The sequence below is a fragment of the Hyphomicrobium facile genome (assembly GCF_900116175.1).
Classification (GTDB): domain Bacteria; phylum Pseudomonadota; class Alphaproteobacteria; order Rhizobiales; family Hyphomicrobiaceae; genus Hyphomicrobium_B; species Hyphomicrobium_B facile.
This window is the reverse complement of the sequence record NZ_FPCH01000003.1, coordinates 289,629-307,212: the sequence shown is the minus strand read 5'-3', so window position 1 is coordinate 307,212 and position 17,584 is coordinate 289,629. Positions and strand designations below refer to the sequence as shown.

The window sequence follows — 17,584 nt, the reverse complement described above, 5'->3', positions numbered from 1 at the left end:
CCAAATAGCCATCTGATTCAGACCAAAGGCCCATATAGCCAAACAATCCATAGACCAAAGGCCAAGAATGGCCCGAAGGCAATGCGAGTTTCCCGTGTTACGTTCGTTCCAATAAGCTTTGCAAGAAGAACGCCAACAACTGCTACCCCACTCGAAATCAACAGTACACTGGGTAATCCGTCGATGCCGACCCACGCGCCTGCGGCCGCGAGTAGCTTCGCATCTCCAAGGCCGAGCCCGTCTTTGTTTCTAAAATGACGATAGAATGCGGCGAGTCCGTACAACGTGAAGAAGCCCAATAAAGCGGCCCCCGCATGCCCGATCACTTGCGCCCATCCGCCACTTGAACTTGCCAGAATGCCAGCAAAAGCGAGTGGAAACGTAAGGTTATCGGGCAAGCGCTGAATTTGAACATCGATCGCGCTGAGGAGGGCAAGCGCTGTTGCGAGACCCAGCGAGAGAGCAATCGCGCCGGTGTCCAAGCCTGACGCAACCGGTAAAGCGCTAGCCAGATACAGCAACCAGAAAGCTGAGAATGCGACTGCGTATAGAGATGCACGTCCTTGGTGCGCCTCGGCCTTCACGCTGTCTCGATATCGGCAGAGTATTCTGGTGTCGGGCATGCTGTCCAATTCCCCTCGGCCCCAAGTTTCGGCTGCCGGAATTAACTCGATTCAGAAAGTATACGACTATCGCGCTTTCCAGACTCTAATTGGGTGCGGTCGCCGCAGCAACGTCACATTAATGAAAGTGAAGCCGCGCATCAAAATTGATTTGCCAATTTATCGCGCCAGGCGCTTATTTAGCAGTACGCGGAGAAAAAGGGGCGCGCATTCTAATTCATGGCTATTACTTTATTCCCACAGGCAAGCCACGCGATAGTTTTTGAGTAACCGGTAGAGCTCTTTGTTATGTTGGCGTCGATTTCCGATCCGTTCTCACGCTTTTTCACGTGGTGGGGCGCAGAGCTGGCCGGCATCGTATCGGCGTCGCCCGCGGCGGCTTCAGATAATCCCAACATCTATACGGTGGTCGTCCTCCAACCCGCGGGTTACCGCCTGATCGAACCGCGCAGGCACCGGACGACGTCGACGAATTCTTCGGACGAGGCCCCTCTCGCATTGCCGGAGTTGCTATCGCTGCTCGCTGGTATCGTTCGCGCAAACCCGTCGGCGACGGTTGGCATACGTCTCCCGCATCGGGCGTGTTTCGTACGCAATGTCACTCTTCCGGGCGCTGCCGCCCGCGATTTCGCGACGCTGCTCTCTCTCGATCTCGAGCGCTCGACGCCATTCAAGCAAAATGATGTTTATACCGCCTACACCGTGGACCAGTCGCAAAGCGGTGGTTGGAAGCAATCGGTCCGGCAATACATCATCAAGAAAACCCTCGTCGATGCGCTGAGATCAGACATCGAGGCGCTAGGCCTCAAGGTGACCGCCGTCGCGTGCTCGAACGAGGCCGGTTCGATCGTCCCAATAAATTTTCTCGAAGAGCCGTCCCGCAGTGCGGGTGCGCGGATCAAGCTCTTGATCGGGCTTGCCGGTCTCGCCCTCCTGCTCGCGGCGGCTGGCGCGTATATCGATATCGCGAGGCATCAAGCGGCGCTCGCCGAGTTGCAGTCCGAAACGGCGAGTCTGAAGGTCGAAGCAAAGTCCGTTCGCGACATGACAACGAAATACCGGTCCACGGCGTCAGCGATTGCGAGTTTCAATCAGCTTCGGAGAGAATCGGTTTCGCGTGTCGCCATCCTCGAAGAGCTGACGCGGCTTCTGCCGGATTCGGCTTGGGTGACGGACATTAAGATCAGCGGCGTGACGGTGGACATCTCCGGGCTCGCGGCATCTGCGAGCGCGCTTGTTCCGATCCTCGAGAAGTCTCCGCTGTTTGTCGATGCTACGTCGACCTCCGCTCTGACCTTTGACCCACTCCAGGACAAGGAACGCTTCGGCATTCGCGTACGCTTGCGCAACGTTCCGGAGGACGTGGAGAAGACAGGGGAAGAAGCGCAATGATCTACCGCGTCTCGAAGCCAGTGCGGCAACTTCTTGCAGTCGGCCTTGTTCTGCTCGTGGTCGGGTGTGTGTCCGTGCTTGCCGTGATCCCGCTCATGGCGCCCGAGTCTGAACTCAAGGACAGTCTGGAACGCGAGCGCAAGGTGCTGGGCCGGTTGCAGACGATCGTCAACGATCGTGACTCCATTCGCGATTTGGACCAGCAGGCTGAGGCCGCGCGAAACGGCGGACTATTCATTGAAGGCGCGAGTGAAGCCATTCGACTGGCCTCCGTTCAGTCGCAGCTGGCGCAGATCATGGCGGCCGATGGCGTGAAGCCGAGATTGACGCGCGGTCTTCCTGGCCGCGATCGCGGTGATCTCCACCTCGTCGGTGCGCAAGTGCAGATCGTGGCGCCCATCGAAAAGCTGCAAAAGGTTCTTCTCGACATCGAAGGGCACCAGCCGGCTTTGCTCGTCGATTATCTGCAAATCACGCCTTCCCCGTCGGGGGGCGGATCGAACGAGGATGATGCCGGCGCGCTCGATGCGCGGTTTGACGTATATGCGGTGGCGTTGCGTGCGAAGAGTGAGTGATATGTCAGCGAGTAAAAGCAAGATCTCCGGCAGCCATTTGAATATCGCTGCTCTCGTGGCGACAAATGTCGCCTTTGCGTACATAGCCTGGGATCTGTGGTCTCGACCGATCGACATATCGGCCGACCTCGACGGCGCCGCGGCTGGCGAAAAGACGATCGCGGACGCCGACGCAACCGCAATCGCACCGCCGCCTCGGCCGGGCAATCTTTCTGAGACGACGACGCGGCCAATATTCAATGCTTCCCGCCGGCCGGTCGAAGCGAAGAAAGTAGCGGTGGCCGATGCGACACCTGTTCCCGCAGCGGCGACGGTCGCACCGGAGCAGTTGCTGCTCGTCGGCATACTCCACATCGGCGTGGGCGACGATCGCGCATTGATCCGGGAAGCGAGCGATGATCTGGGAAGCTGGATGCTGATCGGTGACTCGATCCAGGGTTGGCGAGTCCGCACGATCAGCAGCGAAATGGCCGTCATAGAAAGCGAAGGCAAGCAGTACGAACTGCGGATCTCCTATGACGCGCGGTCATCGGATATCAAAGCGGCCGCTCTCAACAGGTAGTCACTCTGGACTTCGTTGTGTGCCCTTCAAATCGTGGGCGACGACGTGGGTGCTTGGCTGCGGCTGGGATACAGACGCCACGTATGAGATGACGTCCTCTGCGTCCGACAGCGACAGTCCAAGGTTCGGCATGCGGACCGCAGTATACCTCTGCGCAAGGCTCGTCGCGATGGGATCCAGTCGCGCAAACATTTGGTCGGGTCTGGAAATAAAATTCTGCAGCCACGAATGATCGCGGCGGCTCGCCACGTTCTTCAAGTCGGGTCCGGTGCGATCTCCCCCGCCAATCGTGTGGCAACCCGCACACATACTGGCGAACAGCATTTGACCGGGAGCCAATTCGACGCCGGCGGGCTCTGCAGCGCTTGCCACCAAGGCGTCTGAGACCCTGAAGTCGGGATCCATTGACCGAATGGTGAGGGCGAGCTGATCGACGTCACCAAAAACAGAATCGCGCGACCAGCTGCCCGTCGCATCGTTGCCGAGCAGAATTTCCTGCTTGTGATCGTTGAGCGTCTTGCTTCTCTCGCCGAGCTTGTACCGGATCTCGGCAATGTCTTCAGGCTTGCCCGTGAGAAAGCGCCATCCGGGTCCCACGTGAAAGGCATCGGCGTGCTTCTTGAGTTCTGCAGGTCCGTCATGCTCAGGATCGATAGTGATCGAATACATGAAAAAATCACGGCCAACAGTGTCGCCAAGCTTCTCCTGGAGAATTGCAAGCCGTGATGTCGTCAGCGGACAGATCTGCGAACAGCTCGTGTAAATGAAATTGATGATGACCTTCCGGCCTTTGATCAGGTCATCGTAGAATCGGAACTTGTTTCCATCCTGGTCGACGACCGGAAGGTTCGGCATGTAGCTTCCGCCCCAACGCGCGTCCGCACTGGCCGTGGAAAACGACGCGTCGGTTCGTGGTGTGAAGACAGAGCTTTTCCACGCCAGCGTGAGTCCAGTGGCGCCCGCAGCCGCCATCGCGACGACGGCGGCTGTGGGGAGCCTGGAAATTTTTAAACGACGCACGCTCGCTCCATCAAAAGCTCAAGCTGGCATGAGCAATTCCGCGACATGCAGAGATTTGCCTCAGCATGTCAGACTTATATCGCCCTTAGCCTTTGCCCGAAGAACTTCCGGAGCCGCCGGAAGCCGATGAGCTACCTGACCCTGACGACGAGCCGCCGCCGCTCACACTCTGATTAAAGAACTTTGTATTGTTCGGATCGCCCTCGGGTAGAACTTGCGGCGTCGTCCAGACGATGCCGTCTTCCGTCGGGTTGGGCGTCGGAGTGATCTCCGTGCGGTCTCCACCGAGAACCTGAATGCGCATCAAAAGCGCGAAGTCTTCGTGCACCGTGTTGTGGCAGTGGTTCACGTATGATCCGCCGTATTCACCGAACCGCACCTGGAACTGCACCTGACCCGAGGGGCGGAGTCGCCACACATCCTTTCGCACCAGTTTTTCTGTTGCCGGAATGCTGTCCTTGCCACGATTCATCGTGACGCCTTCCTCGAAGTGCAGATGGATTGGATGATCCCACCCGCCGCCACTGTTGATGTATGTCCAGTGCTCGGCCTCGCCGGGCTTCAGTGGACGAATGAGTTCCGAAATCCGATTGGCATTCATGGAATGAGCGGATTGGCCGTTCACCTTTATGATCCACGGGAAGCCCTGTACGACCTCTGAGCAGTCAGGCGTGCACTGGCCGTTGGCGCCCCGCGAGTCGCCATTGCCCCGGCCGAACTCGACAACACGGGTGCGCACAGGCGTAACGATCGGGATCTGCTCCGTGAGCGTAGTCGGAACCTGGCTGAGATCAGGGTCGGATGCGTGAAGCGTCTGCGTCGGATCGTCCACACTCTGAAGCTGACTGACAATCTTGAATTTCAAGTTTTTGCCGACCACGGGGTCCGGCGATTTTCCGGCGAATGCATCGGCGAGCGACAGCGCACCGTCCGGCTTGTTGCCGCCGGTCTGCTGCAGAACGTTGACCAGGAATAATTCGTCGCCGACCGAGTATTTTGAGAAATCGACGACGATGTCATATCGCTCGGCGATGCCCTGCTGATCGAGCTGCGTGAGCGTCAGCGGACTGACGACGAGATTGCCGTCGTTGGCGATGAACTGGAACGGGACCGCCTTCGCCTTCGAGTCGGCAATTGCCAGCTGAATGAAACGCGACATGCTGGCGTTCAGAATTCTGAAGCGGTACTTCCGTGGTAGAACTTCCAACACGGGCTTGTAGGCAAAATTTACCAGAGGCAGATCGCCGACGAAGCCGTCGGTGGTGAAAATATCGAAGAAATATTGGCCGTTCGAATCTGTTGCCCCGTCGGAATGAATGATGTTGACGTCAAAATCCGTGTTGCCCCAGTCGTGAACGTATCCGCTCGGCAGGCGCAGGCCGACCGCATCGCTTCTCGCATTACCGAGAGGCCGCTCATTGCCGCGATCCCGACCGCTGTACACATTGTTCATCATGAGATTGCCTTTGTAGACATTCTCAGCCGTGAAGAAGAAGCGATGGTCGTGGGCCCACATCGTCCCGACTAGCTCTTTCCAGTCGCCGGGAACATTGACGAGGCCGCCGTTGCCGTCTGGACCCGACGCGCGATCATCCGTCGCCGCAGTGTTGATGTAATCGCGCCGGGCGAGCGTCAGGCTCCAACGGTAATCGTAAAAGGTACCAGGGAAGTGATGGACGTTGGCTGCGCCATCGCTCTCCGCGCCGTTGTGCATGTTGTGAAAATGCAGCTGGCTCTGGTTGCGCCCGAAGCCGCCGTTCTGCGTTTGGTCGGTCGGCAGGCGATTGTAAACGCGCATCATCACCGGCTCGCCGTAGCGGAGCTTGATGAGCGGCGGCGGCATCAAGCCACGCGCATTCGTGCCGGTTCCATAACACCAGACGCTGTTGGGATTCTGCGATGGTAGCAGCGGATGGAACTTCGTGCCGTCATCGCACTGGGCGAGGGACATGTAGTAGCCGACCTTAGGGAAGAATTCATCCCACCGTTGATGGGAGAACGCTTCTCCCGGGGGCCTGCCTTCGAGCGGACCGCGCCCGGTCGTCGGATTCACATAAGGATTCCCGTTCGTTGACGGGTTCTTGTTGGATTGGCCACTCTGATAATTGGTGTAATCGTCGTGGTACGAGAGACGCTTGCAGCGCTCGTGCGGTTGTCCCCAATCGCCCTGGTGGAGTTTTGGATCGGTGGCGGCAAGATCGGCCGGATTGGAGCTGCCGTTCGGCGTCACGCGCGTCATCTGAATTGGCGTCTGTTCCCTAAGCCGCGGCAGCGGTTGAGAGAAAGGCGTCGCTGCGCCGAGCGGCGTACGAGGCACCCCGGTCGGCCCGCTCGCGAAGGCGCTGCGCGCAAACGGACTGAGGCCATTCTTCGCAATCAGAACGCCACCCGCTGTAAAAATTCCCAGCCTGAAAAGATCTCGCTTCGTAATTTGGCCGTCAGCCAGCGCCTTGACGATCTCGGCGCGATTGCGGCGCGCGTTTTCGGCTTCGCGCTGACGAATTTTGGATGCGTCCTTGGGTAGATACATGGAAATTGCCCCGCGCACTGGATGAAACAAACGACAACTGCCCGAGTAATCGCCCGGGAACGAACGCCTCCGACCCTGCCAAGCGGCACATCGGTGCCCGTCGAGTTAATGGAAGTCTTCGCAAATCCGCTACGCACCTGTTTCCGGGTGATTAGGTCGCTCAAGCATGCCCCTTCGTCCTGAATGCGATCAGACTTTGGTCTGATGCGCCGCGGCTGGGCTGCGCAATTTGCGAGGGGAGTCGTGGCGCGAACGAAATCGGCGCGGGTCAAATATACAACAGACTCGCGCAGAGGGATCCAAATCGCCATCACGCGTTTGCGCAAAATGATCTGTGCAAATAGTGATATGGTCTGTTGACTGAAGGGAGGAATGCGGAGGGTTCGCGAGATACCCGGTAGTGAGGGAATGAAACGGCTTTTTCCAGGGTTGTTAGTAACCCACCCTATATATTCAATTCGAGACTGAGCATCGGCCACGAATCGCACATGAGAGTAGCGATGCTGACTGATTATCGACATTTCCTGCTTGTCATCTGCAGCCTGGCGTTAGCGGGCTGTTCGTTGCCGTATGCGCAGCTGTCGTTGCCAGATCCCATTACCGGCCCACCAAAGGACGGCAGGTCAGCCTTGGCCTCACGTCCTACGGGAACGCCCCTTGCGAGTTCCTCACCGCAGTCGGTCAATGAAACGCGCGTGTACACAGGCTCAGGCGAATTTGCGAAAGAACCTGAGAAGCGCCTTGGTGATGCGGCAACGCCGGGCGCTTCCCCGGTCACGACAGGAGCAACGGTCGCCGGCGCAACGAACGGCGTTGCCCCTCTTCAGCCAGCGAGCGAAGTCAATTCGGCTGGCATCACGATAAATCTGGTGAACGCTTCGGTTCCGGAGGTCGCCAAAACGATCCTGGGCGATATCCTGGGCGTCAACTACGTGGTGAGCGACAAGATAAAATCCTACGTCACCCTCCGCACCGTGCATCCTGTCGACAAGGCCGGACTACTCGAGATTTTCCAATCCGTTCTTCGTGCCGAAGACATCTCGGTCGTGGCCGATGGCGGCGTCTATAAAGTCGTTCCATCCGCGGACGCGGCGGCCACCGGCGCTCCGCTGCAAACTCGTCGTACAAGAAACGGCAACCAGATCGGCGTCGCCAACGAAATCGTTCCGCTGACTTTCGTTGCCGCTCCGGAAATGGAGCGCATACTGAAATCGGCCGCGCCTGAAGCGAGCGTGCTGCGCGTCGATACAAATCGGAATCTTCTTCTCATCTCCGGCACGCAGTCGGAACTGAATTCAATGAAGGAACTCGTCGGAGTCTTCGACGTCGACTGGATGCGCGGCATGTCCTTCGCGATACTGCCGGTCGAGACGGGCGATCCCGCAGCCATCGCGTCGGAGCTGGACGTCATTTTTGCGAACGACAAGGACAGTCCGACGAAGGGAATTGTGCGCTTCATCCCAAATCAACGGCTCAAGTCGGTCCTCGTCATCAGCTCGCGACCCGAGTACCTGAAGAAAGCCGAAACGTGGATGGCACGGATCGACCTCGCGAACCAAGCGACGGAAAAGCAGGTGTTCGTCTATCACGTGCAGAACCGCCCGGCCGCCGATCTCGCGCAGCTTCTGCAGAAGGTCTACAAATCCGGAAGTTCAAATCAGCAATCGTCGCTTGGCGGCCCTTCGCAAAGTTCGAATGCGCCCGGGAACACGCAGTTCACCCCCGGCGACGGCGGCGGTTTGGACGTCGCTCCGGTCGCCGCGCCCGTCATCAACGCTCCTGGTCAAACGGCAGGATTGTCTCCCGCGCCGGCGCCCAAAGGCTCCGATAGTGGCAGCGACGCAGCTGCCAATGCCCAGGATGCAACGCAGGCCGATACCGGAGGTGGTCAGCGCTCTGCTTTCGGAGGCGGTGCGCCGCCGGATGATCGCGCCGCAGGAATCTCCATCGTCGCCGATGAGCCGAACAATTCGCTCGTGATCACGGCAACGAAGTCCGAGTACAAACGCGTTAGCAATATCTTGAGATCCATCGATATCGCCGGAAATCAGGTGATGATCGAAGCAACGATCGCTGAGGTGACGCTGACTGACGAACTCAAGTATGGCGTTCGCTGGTTCTTTCAAAAAGGCGGAAATAACTTCGGCTTGAGCGACATCCAGTCGAGCGCGATTTCTACGGCGTTTCCAGGCTTCTCTTATTTCCTGAACGTCGCCAACATAAAGGTCGCCATCAACGCGCTCAGCACGATCACCGACGTCAATGTCGTCTCATCTCCAACCTTGATGGTCGTCGAGAACAAGCGAGCCGTCTTGCAGGTTGGCGATGAAGTGCCGATCGTCACGCAATCTGCCGTCTCCACGGTTACGGCTGACGCACCTCTCGTCAACACCGTCTCCTTCCGCAATACGGGCGTCATCCTCGGTATCACGCCACGAGTGAGCGATAGCGGTAACGTCGTGTTGGACATCGAGCAGGAAGTCAGTGACGTTATCAAAACGACGACATCTCAGATCGACTCGCCGACGATTCAGCAGCGCCGCATCAAGACGACGGTCAACGTGCAAGACGGCCAGAGCATCGTGCTTGCCGGCCTCATTCAAGACCGTGCCAGCCGCGACCGCGGGCAGGTCCCGGTCCTCGGCAACATTCCGTACGTCGGCAATCTTTTCAAGCAGAAGGATGACTCGATTAAACGCACGGAGCTTGTCATCGCGATCACTCCGCAAGTCATCCGCGACCATCTCCAGATTGATCAAGTCACAGCCGAATACCGCGACAAGCTCAATTTCTCGACGCGGCCGCAGCGCCGGACCCCGCCTGACACCCGGGAGCGAATCGACCAGCTGATTCGCTAGGCCGGTACCTGAACATCGGTAGGCTCATGGGCTCGACGCAAATGCGCCCCGATAGGCACGACGAAGGCGGCTTCATCCTCGTCGTCGTTTTGGCGATGTGCATCCTGCTCGGGCTCGTTGCCGCTGTCTTTTCCCGCGCCGTGCAGAGCTATCTGCGCGAGGCATCCGGCATTGCGCATTCCGCGCAGGCAGAGTTTGCCGCCGACGCGGGCGTCAATATCGCGGCCCTCGAGCTTGCGACAGAGCGCGATACGGGTCGCACACGCCGCTTCCCGATCGACGGAGCCGAATGGGCCTGTCACACCGACGAGGGCGCAGAACTCGTCATCGCGGTTCAAGAAGCCGGCGGAAAAATCAACCTGAACTTGGCCGACGATCAGTTGCTGTCCGCGCTTTTCATCGGTCTCGGAGCCACGCCGGTCGCTGCAACCCTTTACGCCGATCGCATCATCGATTTCAGGGATCGCGATGACGACAGGCGGATAAATGGGGCGGAGCGCGACGAATACTTAGCAGCTGGCGGAACGTGGGGACCGAAGAATACGGCGTTCGATAGTCGCGAAGAACTACATCAAGTCCTCGGGCTCGATCCTAAAATGATCGAAGCGATATGGCCCTACGTAACGCTCTATTCGGGCACGGCGGGACTTGATCCAGAGACCACGTCGGCCCGGTTGGCCGACATCGTAACGCGCGGGTACGGTCAACTTCCGCATGCGGACGTATCGTCGTTGGCGCAAGGCCGGTTGCCTTCGGAATTCATCGTCGCCTCGGGACGCCACTTTTTTGAAATAACCGTCGCCGCTCGTCTGGACGGCGGAGCAACATTCGTTCGCGAAGCCGGATTCGAAATTCCAACCGGAAAGGGCGCCATGCCCGTCTTCAAAATCTGGAACCGCGCACGCGGAACGAGCCAGCAACGTCAATGGCCCTCGATAGTCGGACTGCCGCGTTGCTGACGCAGTTGATACTGGCCAGGATGTGGCGCGCCGGCACCTGCGGGATGAAGCGAATTCGGATAAACTCGCCGAAATAATATGTTCAATGATGATCCCTCGTCGCGGATGACCGCTTCCCTACTCCGAAAGAAAGCCGTTCGCGGAACGTGATGGATGAACGCAGGCGCAGGACTCCGATGCGAATAATCCAGTTTCTGGCCGTGACCTTGCTGGCGTGTACAGCAGCCACTCTCATGATCGGCAGTGAACCGGTCCAGGCAGGCCGAATCCATCCGGTTCCGGCATATCCCAATCCGGCGGGCCCGGAACATCGCGGTTGCTATTGGATGCGGCAGAGGGAGTATTGTGGCCGCTACTGCTACACCGAGGTCAATGGCCAGCGCTATTGCACGGAGCGCGAACGCTCGGCATACCCGCAGGGACCATTCTACGAAGCGCCGCACGGCGCCGGATACCCGATGAAGCTCGGCGGGCCGCGAAGACAGCATTAGATAATAGGCGTCAGTCGCAATTGACGCGATTGGGGCACCTGATGCCGTACGTTGCGGCCGCTGCAACGGAGACGATCATCCGTTCCCACCTTCGGACGTCGTTCTTGGGGAAGACAACGTCGACCGATATCATGTCGGGAATGCCGGAATTCCAATTCGATTGCCAATGACTGCCGCCTTCGTCATCGCGTTTCGCGAAGTACGAAAAGTTTACGCTCGCTATATTCTCGACAAGCTTCGATCTCAGACGCGGAGCAGACGCTGCCTCATCCGCATTCGGACGAAAGAGCTCCTGCTCGGCAACGAGATCGAAGCCGCCTCGCCCGTTCGGCGAGGGTCCGACACTGACCCTATAAAGCCCCTGATAGGCCCCGCGCGGCGCATGCGCCGTTGTGAAGGCGATATGATTTGAATCCCCCTGCACGCCGGGAACAGTTCGGTTGCCGACCGCCGCGGTATCGATTGGCTGCAAATCCACCAAGGCATCATGCAAATAATTCTGCGCACTCATGATGGGCGCGGCGGCATTCGCCCGGTCGACGAAGTTCAATACCCGGCGGGCTCCGTAGATCATCTGGATGAGAGTCACCGAAATAAGTGCAAGAAGGGCGAGCGACACCAGCATCTCGATCAACGTGAATCCGGCTTCCCCTGAGCGAACGTCGGTCTGATTGGTCATGGCATGCCGCCGGCGACTTTCGCGGTTTCCAATACAAACAGGTCTTTCCCCTGCCGATCTAGAACTTCGAGCGATATCCAATAGGCGGGCGAATTCCGTGGCTGAGCGCCTTCCGGCCCCTGCTTGTCGAGCGGCGTGACGGTCATTCGCCAGTGAACTCTATTCGGATACGTGCCGGTAAAGATCCCGCTTTGCAGGGCGTCATCCATGCCGATCCTATCGAGCTGAGAACGCGCAGCAATGATTGATGCGGCGTAGCTCTTGGAGCGCTGAGACGCTCGGTACGCGCTGCCGATGGTTGCCCAAAACGCGGAAAGCGTAAGCGCCACGATCACGAGAGCAACGAGGGCCTCCAAAAGTCCAAAGCCCGCGTCCTTGCCGTCAGCGCGACTCATCGGCGGACTTCCTCTCGCGTCACCGCACCGGACAGCCAATCGACGCGAACGACGACGGCGTGCGAGCCACCGGATAACTTGAACGCGCCTCCCGAAGAACTACCGTCCGCGAAGAATACGAGGCCGCTACCGGCGCTTGCGCGGCCGATACCTTCCAATGGCGAGAATGTCATGCGAACCGCGTCAGGCAGATGCATCCCCGACCGCGACGAGGTCGATCGCAGGCTTCTGCTGCTTTGGTCGACGATCATAGCAACAGAGCGGTTTTCGGCGATCGCCGAGACGCGAGCGAAGTTCAATTCCGTCGCGAGCTGAGTGGACAGCATCCGAAGATCGGGTTCTTTGGAGCGGACTGTCGCCCATGCGACGGAGATCGTCAGTCCAACGATCACGAGAACGACGAGCACCTCCAGAAGCGTAAAGCCGGCATCCGGCGCACGCATTTCGCTCTTTAGGCGGCGTATTGGCCAGATTGGCATTGCGGACTCGAATCTTGCGGTTCCGGTGCGTGATTGAAGTACCATAAGAGCATTCATCGAAAATAGCGGATGCTTTGCCGGATTGGGCCGTTTTTGTTATGCTGTGCTTTACGGGAGCAGGATCGAACATCGTAAATGGGAATGGCCGCCACACTCGTGCGCCCGGGGACTGACGACCGGAGGGATGGCGGGTTCATACTTCTGCCCGTCCTCTTTACGCTGGCGCTCCTGGCGCTCGTCAGCATCGTCCTCTCGCGGACCGTCGCAACCGATATTAAGCAGAATGCCAATATTCTTCGGGGCGCTGAAGTCGGAGAGCTGAGCGACGGCATCGCCCGTCTCACAATTCGCTACCTCGTGGGGAAGAGTGGCGATATCGATCGCATCGGATCGTTCCGTCTGAACGGCACCCCGGTCAGCTGCGCGGTCTCCAATAAGGTCGCCACCATTTCCGTCAACGCCGCGGCCGGCTTGATCGATATCAATTCTGCATCGAACGACGTGCTTGAAGCGCTCTTCTCTCACGTCGGAGCCGACAATCCAAAAAGCCTGACCGCTGCAGTCATCGACTTCCGTGATGCCGACGCCGAAACGTCGCCCGGCGGCGCGGAAGCCCCGGAGTATCAAGCGGCGGGGCTCGCCCATCGGCCACAAAACGCACCATTCCTGACCGTGGGCGAACTCGATCAGGTTCTCGGCATGACGCCGGAAGTGTTGGCGCGCGCCCGTTCGCTTGTCACGACGCACTCCGGTCGTTCGGCGCCGGACATCACCATCGCGAGTCCGGAAGTATTGGCATTGTCGCTTCCCGCCCAGGTTTCAAACCGGCCCGATAGAAGATCACTCCGCATCCGCGTGTCTGTTCGTTCAAGCAAGAATGCCAAGGTCGGCTTTACGCGAGAAGCAGCAATTCTACTTGAGCCGCGCGTGCGGGGCGGCTTCCTGTTGAAGGAGTGGCGCAAAGGCGATCAGCTCATCGGCAACGCCGGAAGCGATGAACTGGATTCGTGCGTGTATTCCGTTTTGGCCGCCGGCAATTGATCTTGGCGCGTCGCCTATTTCGCAGCCTGCGGAGCCGAATTCGCAATTGTCTGCAACGGCCGCTTTTGCCGGTTGAGAACTAAACGCCGAAGAAACGCAGGTTTCGTTGCGCGCTGAGAAGGTGTCGCCTGTATTCTTTGGGGCGGTTTGATCTCGACGAGATTCGGGCGCGGGGGCGAAGCGACCGCTGCGGATGAAGTCGGCGTGTCGGCTGGCGGTGTTGCAGCCGGCTGCGCGCCATAAAGTACGACGCGGGCAATGGTGCCGGACTCGTTCAGGCCGTGCTCAATGAAATGATTTTCCTTCTCGAGGACACGCTCGAGAACGTGCGAGAACGGCCCTTCAAAGCGACCGCTTATTTTGGCGTCGTCTCGCGCTTGATCCGCGCGTTCCACTTTGAAGCCGCGGCTTTCGGAGAGTTTCGTCAAGACGTCCTGGACAGTCGCGTCCTGGGCCTCGACCACGACGTGCGCGTCCCCCGCCGCCATTTCGAGTGAAACGTTCGCCGCCGAAACTCCACCAGCACCCAACAAGGCGAAGGTGAGAGAGACGAAGCAGCGGCTCCGAACGAGCGCGGATGCAAACGGTAAGGGCATTGAAACATCCTCCACAGCTTTGCATTCCGCCCCGAAAATGATGCGGGCTATTCCATTCAGGAAGCGGACGCCCAAGTGCAGCAGCACTCGCGCGTCCGCGGGCATTCAGTACCCGTTCCTCACCACGGCTGAGGAACGAGCGGGCCCGGCGCGGTCGCATCTCCGGAAAGGAAATTCAGATCCCAGAAATTGTTGGAGACGATAGGATCGCCTCTGCCGACATTTTCCGGGAAGATGAATTCGAATACCGGAGCAACATACTGCCCGGTCGAGAGGCCGTTGCCGGCAATCGCCCGATTGACACAAGTGGCGCCGTCCGAAGTGATGGCGGCGGTGCCGGTGGCGCCGTTGGGGTTCGATTTGTTTACGCCTGTCCATCCGAGGGTCGTGGTGAGCGACGGAACTCCCGAGTAGGAAAGGCCGCCGTCAGTCGGATTGATATTCGCCGGTGTGCAGAGTGATCTTGCGACGATGCGAATGGTCCGGGTCGGTGACGTCAGGATCCCTGGAGTAGCTTTTGTCGCCCGAAGCCGCGCCCGGCTGATCTGCGCGCCGTCCAATTGCGTAACGATACCACCTTCAATTCCGAATCCTGCAGGCTTCGGAAATACTACGCCGGAACCAGGCACGACACCGCCGCCCTGAAATCCGATAGGTCTTGCTTTCGCGCTGTCCAAACCGGCGTTCGTTCTGCCGGTCATATTGAGCGGTGTAATCCAGCGCTGGACCTCAAAACCCGAACCTGAGCCATCCTGATCGACGAGATAAGCATCAACGATTGCCGTGATGTCGGTGACGTCGGCCTCGAGGAATATGCGATTTTGCACTTCTTCAGGAATGCCGGCGATCGAAAGACCGGCAGCGTTGATGTCGCCAGCCAAGCCGAATTCACCCATATGCAGATATACGGGGAGGGTGCCCGGCTGTGTGAAGATGCCGATATCCGCGGTGATCGTGTGCACCGAGATGACGTCAACGCCGTTCGCGCCGGGAACGCCACGCATCAGAGATCCGGACCACGTGATGTGGTCGCCGGGCTCGAAGGGAGCTTGCTTCGTTGCATCAGGTTCCGTTGCCGAGGCTATCGCTGAAGGCGGCGGATAAAGGGTGGTCGGATCTGGCGCTGTCCCGGGGGGCGCTTTCATGACGAAACTGGTGCAATAAACGCCGCCGCCCGGTGCTGGGCCGCCGTTAGCGCCGTTGTTGAAGAAGACGCCCGCTCCGGCGGTGCCCGGCGTCACACCGACACCGGTTCCGGGGGTTATGAAATCCCGGCACCCGGCAACGCTCGTCGGACGGTTTTTCTGCGGGCACTCCGGATCATTGGCGGAGCGTGGCACGCACATCGGATAACCGGTCGACGCGACAATCGTCGGATTGGCATCGTCCACGGAAAGCCGATCATCGCGGCTTGTGACGCGCCCGAACCGGCCCCTCGGATCGTTGATTTCAAGCTCGACGGTCGTACCGGCATTCGACGCGACGACAATGTGCCCGTTCGATAGGTCGATGCTTGAAATGATACCGGCACCGCTATTGACGGATTGCTGCGAGGCAAAGCCGAGAGCCGCAATGTAAGTGCCATTGACGATGTTGCCGACGAGGTGAAGTTCGAACGAAGGATTCTGACTGCCACTTGTGATCGATGCCAGATCGTAGGGCTCAGGCGATACTTGCCCTGTGAGCCCGGAGACAAAATCTGCCCAGGCGATGGTGTTTGCCGGCATCTGGATGACGAGATTACACGGTATGACGATTTTTGTGCCGTTGATCGTGACGTTGCCGCCCGAACCACCGCCTGCGCACGTGGCCGATGCGTCATAGCTTTCGACAAATCCGGTAACGTCGAAACCGTGGATTGCTGCATCCGCGGCGGCGCTCGGCGGAGTCAATAGTTTGACCGTAGCCGGAGTGAGCCTCGTTAAAGGACTAGGAGCCGGAAGCACGCCGACAGGTGGCGGCGGGTTCTTCGGGTTCGGCGGTTTGGCCGTGCCGCCTTTTGCGAGTGCCATTGTCGCGCCGAAAGCGACACAGGCCGCGATGGCGACCGCGAATTTGACAATGCGCTTTCCTTGCTCAGCCGGAGCCGCCTTTGAATTCGACATTTTGTATTCGTCACTCCTTAGCACTGAACCACCCTCCAACTGATGAGCCGCTTCATCCTTGATGACCGTCATTCGAGCGATTGTCCGAGCCTGCCATTTCCGGTGCGGCGGTAGCCGACGCGGAATACGAATTGCCGGAGCGCGGATTGCTCCAGCTTTGACGCTAAAGCGGATGGCTTCCGGCCGGTACGGTCGAACGGGCTGCGATTTTGCTGATCCTGATGGGTCGTTCCGGTCCGACCTTCGAAGAAGCGAACTGAGACCTAGGTCGAAGGGGGCACGCAAAGGTTCCGGAACTCTCGGGCGACCAGCCGCGAGTCGAATTGAAGAGGCCATCGTTGATCGATGATGACAGCCTTCGAAAAAACGTTCGTTAGCTGAGCGAACGCCTGTCCCTGGCGTCAGACCTTCGTCCCGGCCGGGTAAGACCTTTGGGCGACGATGCTTCGTCTCCCGCCCGATGCAGAGCGCGGCGTCTCTAGGTATCAATAGTCATCGGCACTGAAGCTGAACGCGTCCTCAGCGACCAAAGTTATAAGTGATCGCTTCTATTTGAGGGCAGGGAAGCGGGCCTCGATACCCGGACTCGGAACGGACATGCGAACGCTCGTCGTCGAGGATGATGTCACCACAGCGGAGGTCATGGCATCGAGTTTAGCTGCCGCTGGCTTCGTCGTGGAAGTTTGTAGGCAAGGTGACGATGCTTGGTTCCTCGGAGCGACGGAAGACTTCGACGTTGTTTTCCTGGATCTGACACTTCCTCAGCTTGATGGCCTCACCGTGTTGCGCCGTTGGCGAACGCAAGGCCGCGATATGGCCGTCATCGCGATGGCCGAAAAAGCCGGATGGTCGCCCCGGGTCGAAGCCATCAACTTGGGCGCCGACGATTTTCTGACGAAGCCGTTTCAGATGGAGGAATTGATCGCTCGCGCCCGCGCAGTTTTGCGCAGGAAGCATGGGTATTCGGCGCCACATCTAACGGCAGGCGACGTGGTGCTCGACACCAGCACGATGAGGGTGGCCGTTGAAGGTCGTCCAATTCGCCTATCGGCGTTGGAATACCGGCTGCTCAGCTATCTGCTTCATCACAAGGGTCGTGTGGTGCCCGGCACGGAACTCGGCGATCGTCTCTATCGCAACGATGAGCCGCGCGAAGCCAACGCCATTGAGGCGCTTATTCTGCGCCTCAGGCGAAAGCTCGGTGTGAAAATAATCGAGACCCGTCGAGGTCTGGGCTATTGCGCGAGAGATAACTGATCCCCAGAGCGCTTCTCTCGCG

General features: G+C 58.9%; 16 protein-coding genes. 8 read left to right on the top strand and 8 right to left on the bottom strand.

The genetic code is table 11. From position 1 onward, the window contains the following. Positions 1 to 17: 17 nt before the first annotated feature. Positions 18 to 623, bottom strand: a complete 606-nt coding sequence (locus BM399_RS14470) for a prepilin peptidase (RefSeq protein WP_092868475.1) — start codon at positions 621 to 623, stop codon at positions 18 to 20. Between the two features lie 288 nt (positions 624 to 911). Here BM399_RS14470 and BM399_RS14465 point away from each other — a divergent pair, with 288 nt between their 5' ends. The 3 genes from BM399_RS14465 to BM399_RS14455 are packed head-to-tail and all read left to right on the top strand — an operon-like array spanning position 912 to position 3,152. Beyond that, the gene (locus BM399_RS14465; RefSeq protein WP_092868474.1) at positions 912 to 2,015 is read left to right on the top strand and encodes a PilN domain-containing protein; all 1,104 of its coding nucleotides are present in this window, start codon (positions 912 to 914) and stop codon (positions 2,013 to 2,015) included. Further along, on the top strand, positions 2,012 to 2,590 hold the full coding sequence (gene gspM, locus BM399_RS14460; RefSeq protein ID WP_092868473.1) for a type II secretion system protein GspM: 579 nt from the start codon (positions 2,012 to 2,014) through the stop codon (positions 2,588 to 2,590). The genes BM399_RS14465 and gspM overlap by 4 nt, the downstream gene beginning before the upstream one ends. Before the next feature lies 1 nt (position 2,591). Then, complete coding sequence (locus BM399_RS14455) at positions 2,592 to 3,152, top strand: hypothetical protein (protein WP_092868472.1); 561 nt, start codon at positions 2,592 to 2,594, stop codon at positions 3,150 to 3,152. Here BM399_RS14455 and BM399_RS14450 read toward each other — a convergent pair whose 3' ends face one another. Then, positions 3,153 to 4,172: an SCO family protein gene (locus BM399_RS14450; RefSeq protein ID WP_143117835.1), complete on the bottom strand. Its 1,020-nt coding sequence runs from the start codon at positions 4,170 to 4,172 to the stop codon at positions 3,153 to 3,155. Positions 4,173 to 4,257: 85 nt separating this feature from the next. Then, positions 4,258 to 6,702, bottom strand: a complete 2,445-nt coding sequence (locus BM399_RS14445) for a multicopper oxidase family protein (RefSeq protein ID WP_092868470.1) — start codon at positions 6,700 to 6,702, stop codon at positions 4,258 to 4,260. A gap of 500 nt (positions 6,703 to 7,202) precedes the next feature. Between BM399_RS14445 and gspD the strand changes: the two genes are divergently transcribed. The 3 genes from gspD to BM399_RS14430 all read left to right on the top strand — a co-directional run bounded on the left by gspD (position 7,203) and on the right by BM399_RS14430 (position 11,010). Continuing rightward, positions 7,203 to 9,560: a type II secretion system secretin GspD gene (gene gspD / locus BM399_RS14440; protein ID WP_177228172.1), complete on the top strand. Its 2,358-nt coding sequence runs from the start codon at positions 7,203 to 7,205 to the stop codon at positions 9,558 to 9,560. Between the two features lie 26 nt (positions 9,561 to 9,586). Next, positions 9,587 to 10,519: a type II secretion system minor pseudopilin gene (locus tag BM399_RS14435; protein WP_092868468.1), complete on the top strand. Its 933-nt coding sequence runs from the start codon at positions 9,587 to 9,589 to the stop codon at positions 10,517 to 10,519. 176 nt (positions 10,520 to 10,695) lie between these two features. Further along, positions 10,696 to 11,010: a hypothetical protein gene (locus BM399_RS14430; RefSeq protein WP_143117834.1), complete on the top strand. Its 315-nt coding sequence runs from the start codon at positions 10,696 to 10,698 to the stop codon at positions 11,008 to 11,010. Between the two features lie 10 nt (positions 11,011 to 11,020). Here BM399_RS14430 and BM399_RS14425 read toward each other — a convergent pair whose 3' ends face one another. From BM399_RS14425 to BM399_RS14415, 3 genes are read right to left on the bottom strand one after another with little or no spacing between them, the layout of a single operon-like run. After that, a complete protein-coding gene (locus BM399_RS14425; protein ID WP_092868466.1) occupies positions 11,021 to 11,689 on the bottom strand; it encodes a PulJ/GspJ family protein in 669 nt (222 codons plus the stop codon). Continuing rightward, positions 11,686 to 12,084, bottom strand: coding sequence for a type IV pilus modification PilV family protein (locus tag BM399_RS14420; RefSeq protein ID WP_092868465.1), 399 nt, complete (start codon positions 12,082 to 12,084; stop codon positions 11,686 to 11,688). Before BM399_RS14420 ends, BM399_RS14425 begins: the two co-directional genes overlap by 4 nt. Continuing rightward, complete coding sequence (locus BM399_RS14415) at positions 12,081 to 12,563, bottom strand: GspH/FimT family pseudopilin (RefSeq protein WP_177228171.1); 483 nt, start codon at positions 12,561 to 12,563, stop codon at positions 12,081 to 12,083. The genes BM399_RS14420 and BM399_RS14415 overlap by 4 nt, the downstream gene beginning before the upstream one ends. Positions 12,564 to 12,698: 135 nt before the next feature. On the opposite strand from BM399_RS14415, the gene BM399_RS14410 reads away from it, so the two are divergent. Next, positions 12,699 to 13,604, top strand: a complete 906-nt coding sequence (locus BM399_RS14410) for a type II secretion system minor pseudopilin (protein ID WP_092868463.1) — start codon at positions 12,699 to 12,701, stop codon at positions 13,602 to 13,604. Between the two features lie 14 nt (positions 13,605 to 13,618). Here BM399_RS14410 and BM399_RS14405 read toward each other — a convergent pair whose 3' ends face one another. After that, positions 13,619 to 14,200 carry a hypothetical protein gene (locus BM399_RS14405; protein WP_143117833.1) on the bottom strand — a complete coding sequence of 194 codons (582 nt, stop codon included), beginning with the start codon at positions 14,198 to 14,200 and terminating at the stop codon, positions 13,619 to 13,621. Between the two features lie 119 nt (positions 14,201 to 14,319). After that, a complete protein-coding gene (locus tag BM399_RS14400) occupies positions 14,320 to 16,305 on the bottom strand; it encodes a hypothetical protein (protein ID WP_143117832.1) in 1,986 nt (661 codons plus the stop codon). Positions 16,306 to 16,902: 597 nt separating this feature from the next. Here BM399_RS14400 and BM399_RS14395 point away from each other — a divergent pair. Further along, positions 16,903 to 17,562 (top strand): response regulator transcription factor, encoded by a 660-nt coding sequence (locus BM399_RS14395; protein ID WP_092868460.1) that lies wholly within the window; start codon positions 16,903 to 16,905, stop codon positions 17,560 to 17,562. Positions 17,563 to 17,584 lie beyond the last annotated feature (22 nt).

Excerpts from the sequence above, each read along its gene's own strand:
- BM399_RS14470 (WP_092868475.1), bottom strand. The coding sequence starts at position 623 with ATGCCCGACACCAGAATACTCTGCCGATATCGAGACAGCGTGAAGGCC.
- BM399_RS14465 (WP_092868474.1), top strand. The coding sequence starts at position 912 with ATGTTGGCGTCGATTTCCGATCCGTTCTCACGCTTTTTCACGTGGTGG.
- gspM (WP_092868473.1), top strand. The coding sequence starts at position 2,012 with ATGATCTACCGCGTCTCGAAGCCAGTGCGGCAACTTCTTGCAGTCGGC.
- BM399_RS14455 (WP_092868472.1), top strand. The coding sequence starts at position 2,592 with ATGTCAGCGAGTAAAAGCAAGATCTCCGGCAGCCATTTGAATATCGCT.
- BM399_RS14445 (WP_092868470.1), bottom strand. The coding sequence starts at position 6,702 with ATGTATCTACCCAAGGACGCATCCAAAATTCGTCAGCGCGAAGCCGAA.
- gspD (WP_177228172.1), top strand. The coding sequence starts at position 7,203 with ATGCTGACTGATTATCGACATTTCCTGCTTGTCATCTGCAGCCTGGCG.
- BM399_RS14435 (WP_092868468.1), top strand. The coding sequence starts at position 9,587 with ATGGGCTCGACGCAAATGCGCCCCGATAGGCACGACGAAGGCGGCTTC.
- BM399_RS14430 (WP_143117834.1), top strand. The coding sequence starts at position 10,696 with ATGCGAATAATCCAGTTTCTGGCCGTGACCTTGCTGGCGTGTACAGCA.
- BM399_RS14425 (WP_092868466.1), bottom strand. The coding sequence starts at position 11,689 with ATGACCAATCAGACCGACGTTCGCTCAGGGGAAGCCGGATTCACGTTG.
- BM399_RS14420 (WP_092868465.1), bottom strand. The coding sequence starts at position 12,084 with ATGAGTCGCGCTGACGGCAAGGACGCGGGCTTTGGACTTTTGGAGGCC.
- BM399_RS14415 (WP_177228171.1), bottom strand. The coding sequence starts at position 12,563 with ATGCCAATCTGGCCAATACGCCGCCTAAAGAGCGAAATGCGTGCGCCG.
- BM399_RS14410 (WP_092868463.1), top strand. The coding sequence starts at position 12,699 with ATGGGAATGGCCGCCACACTCGTGCGCCCGGGGACTGACGACCGGAGG.
- BM399_RS14405 (WP_143117833.1), bottom strand. The coding sequence starts at position 14,200 with ATGCCCTTACCGTTTGCATCCGCGCTCGTTCGGAGCCGCTGCTTCGTC.
- BM399_RS14400 (WP_143117832.1), bottom strand. The coding sequence starts at position 16,305 with ATGTCGAATTCAAAGGCGGCTCCGGCTGAGCAAGGAAAGCGCATTGTC.
- BM399_RS14395 (WP_092868460.1), top strand. The coding sequence starts at position 16,903 with ATGCGAACGCTCGTCGTCGAGGATGATGTCACCACAGCGGAGGTCATG.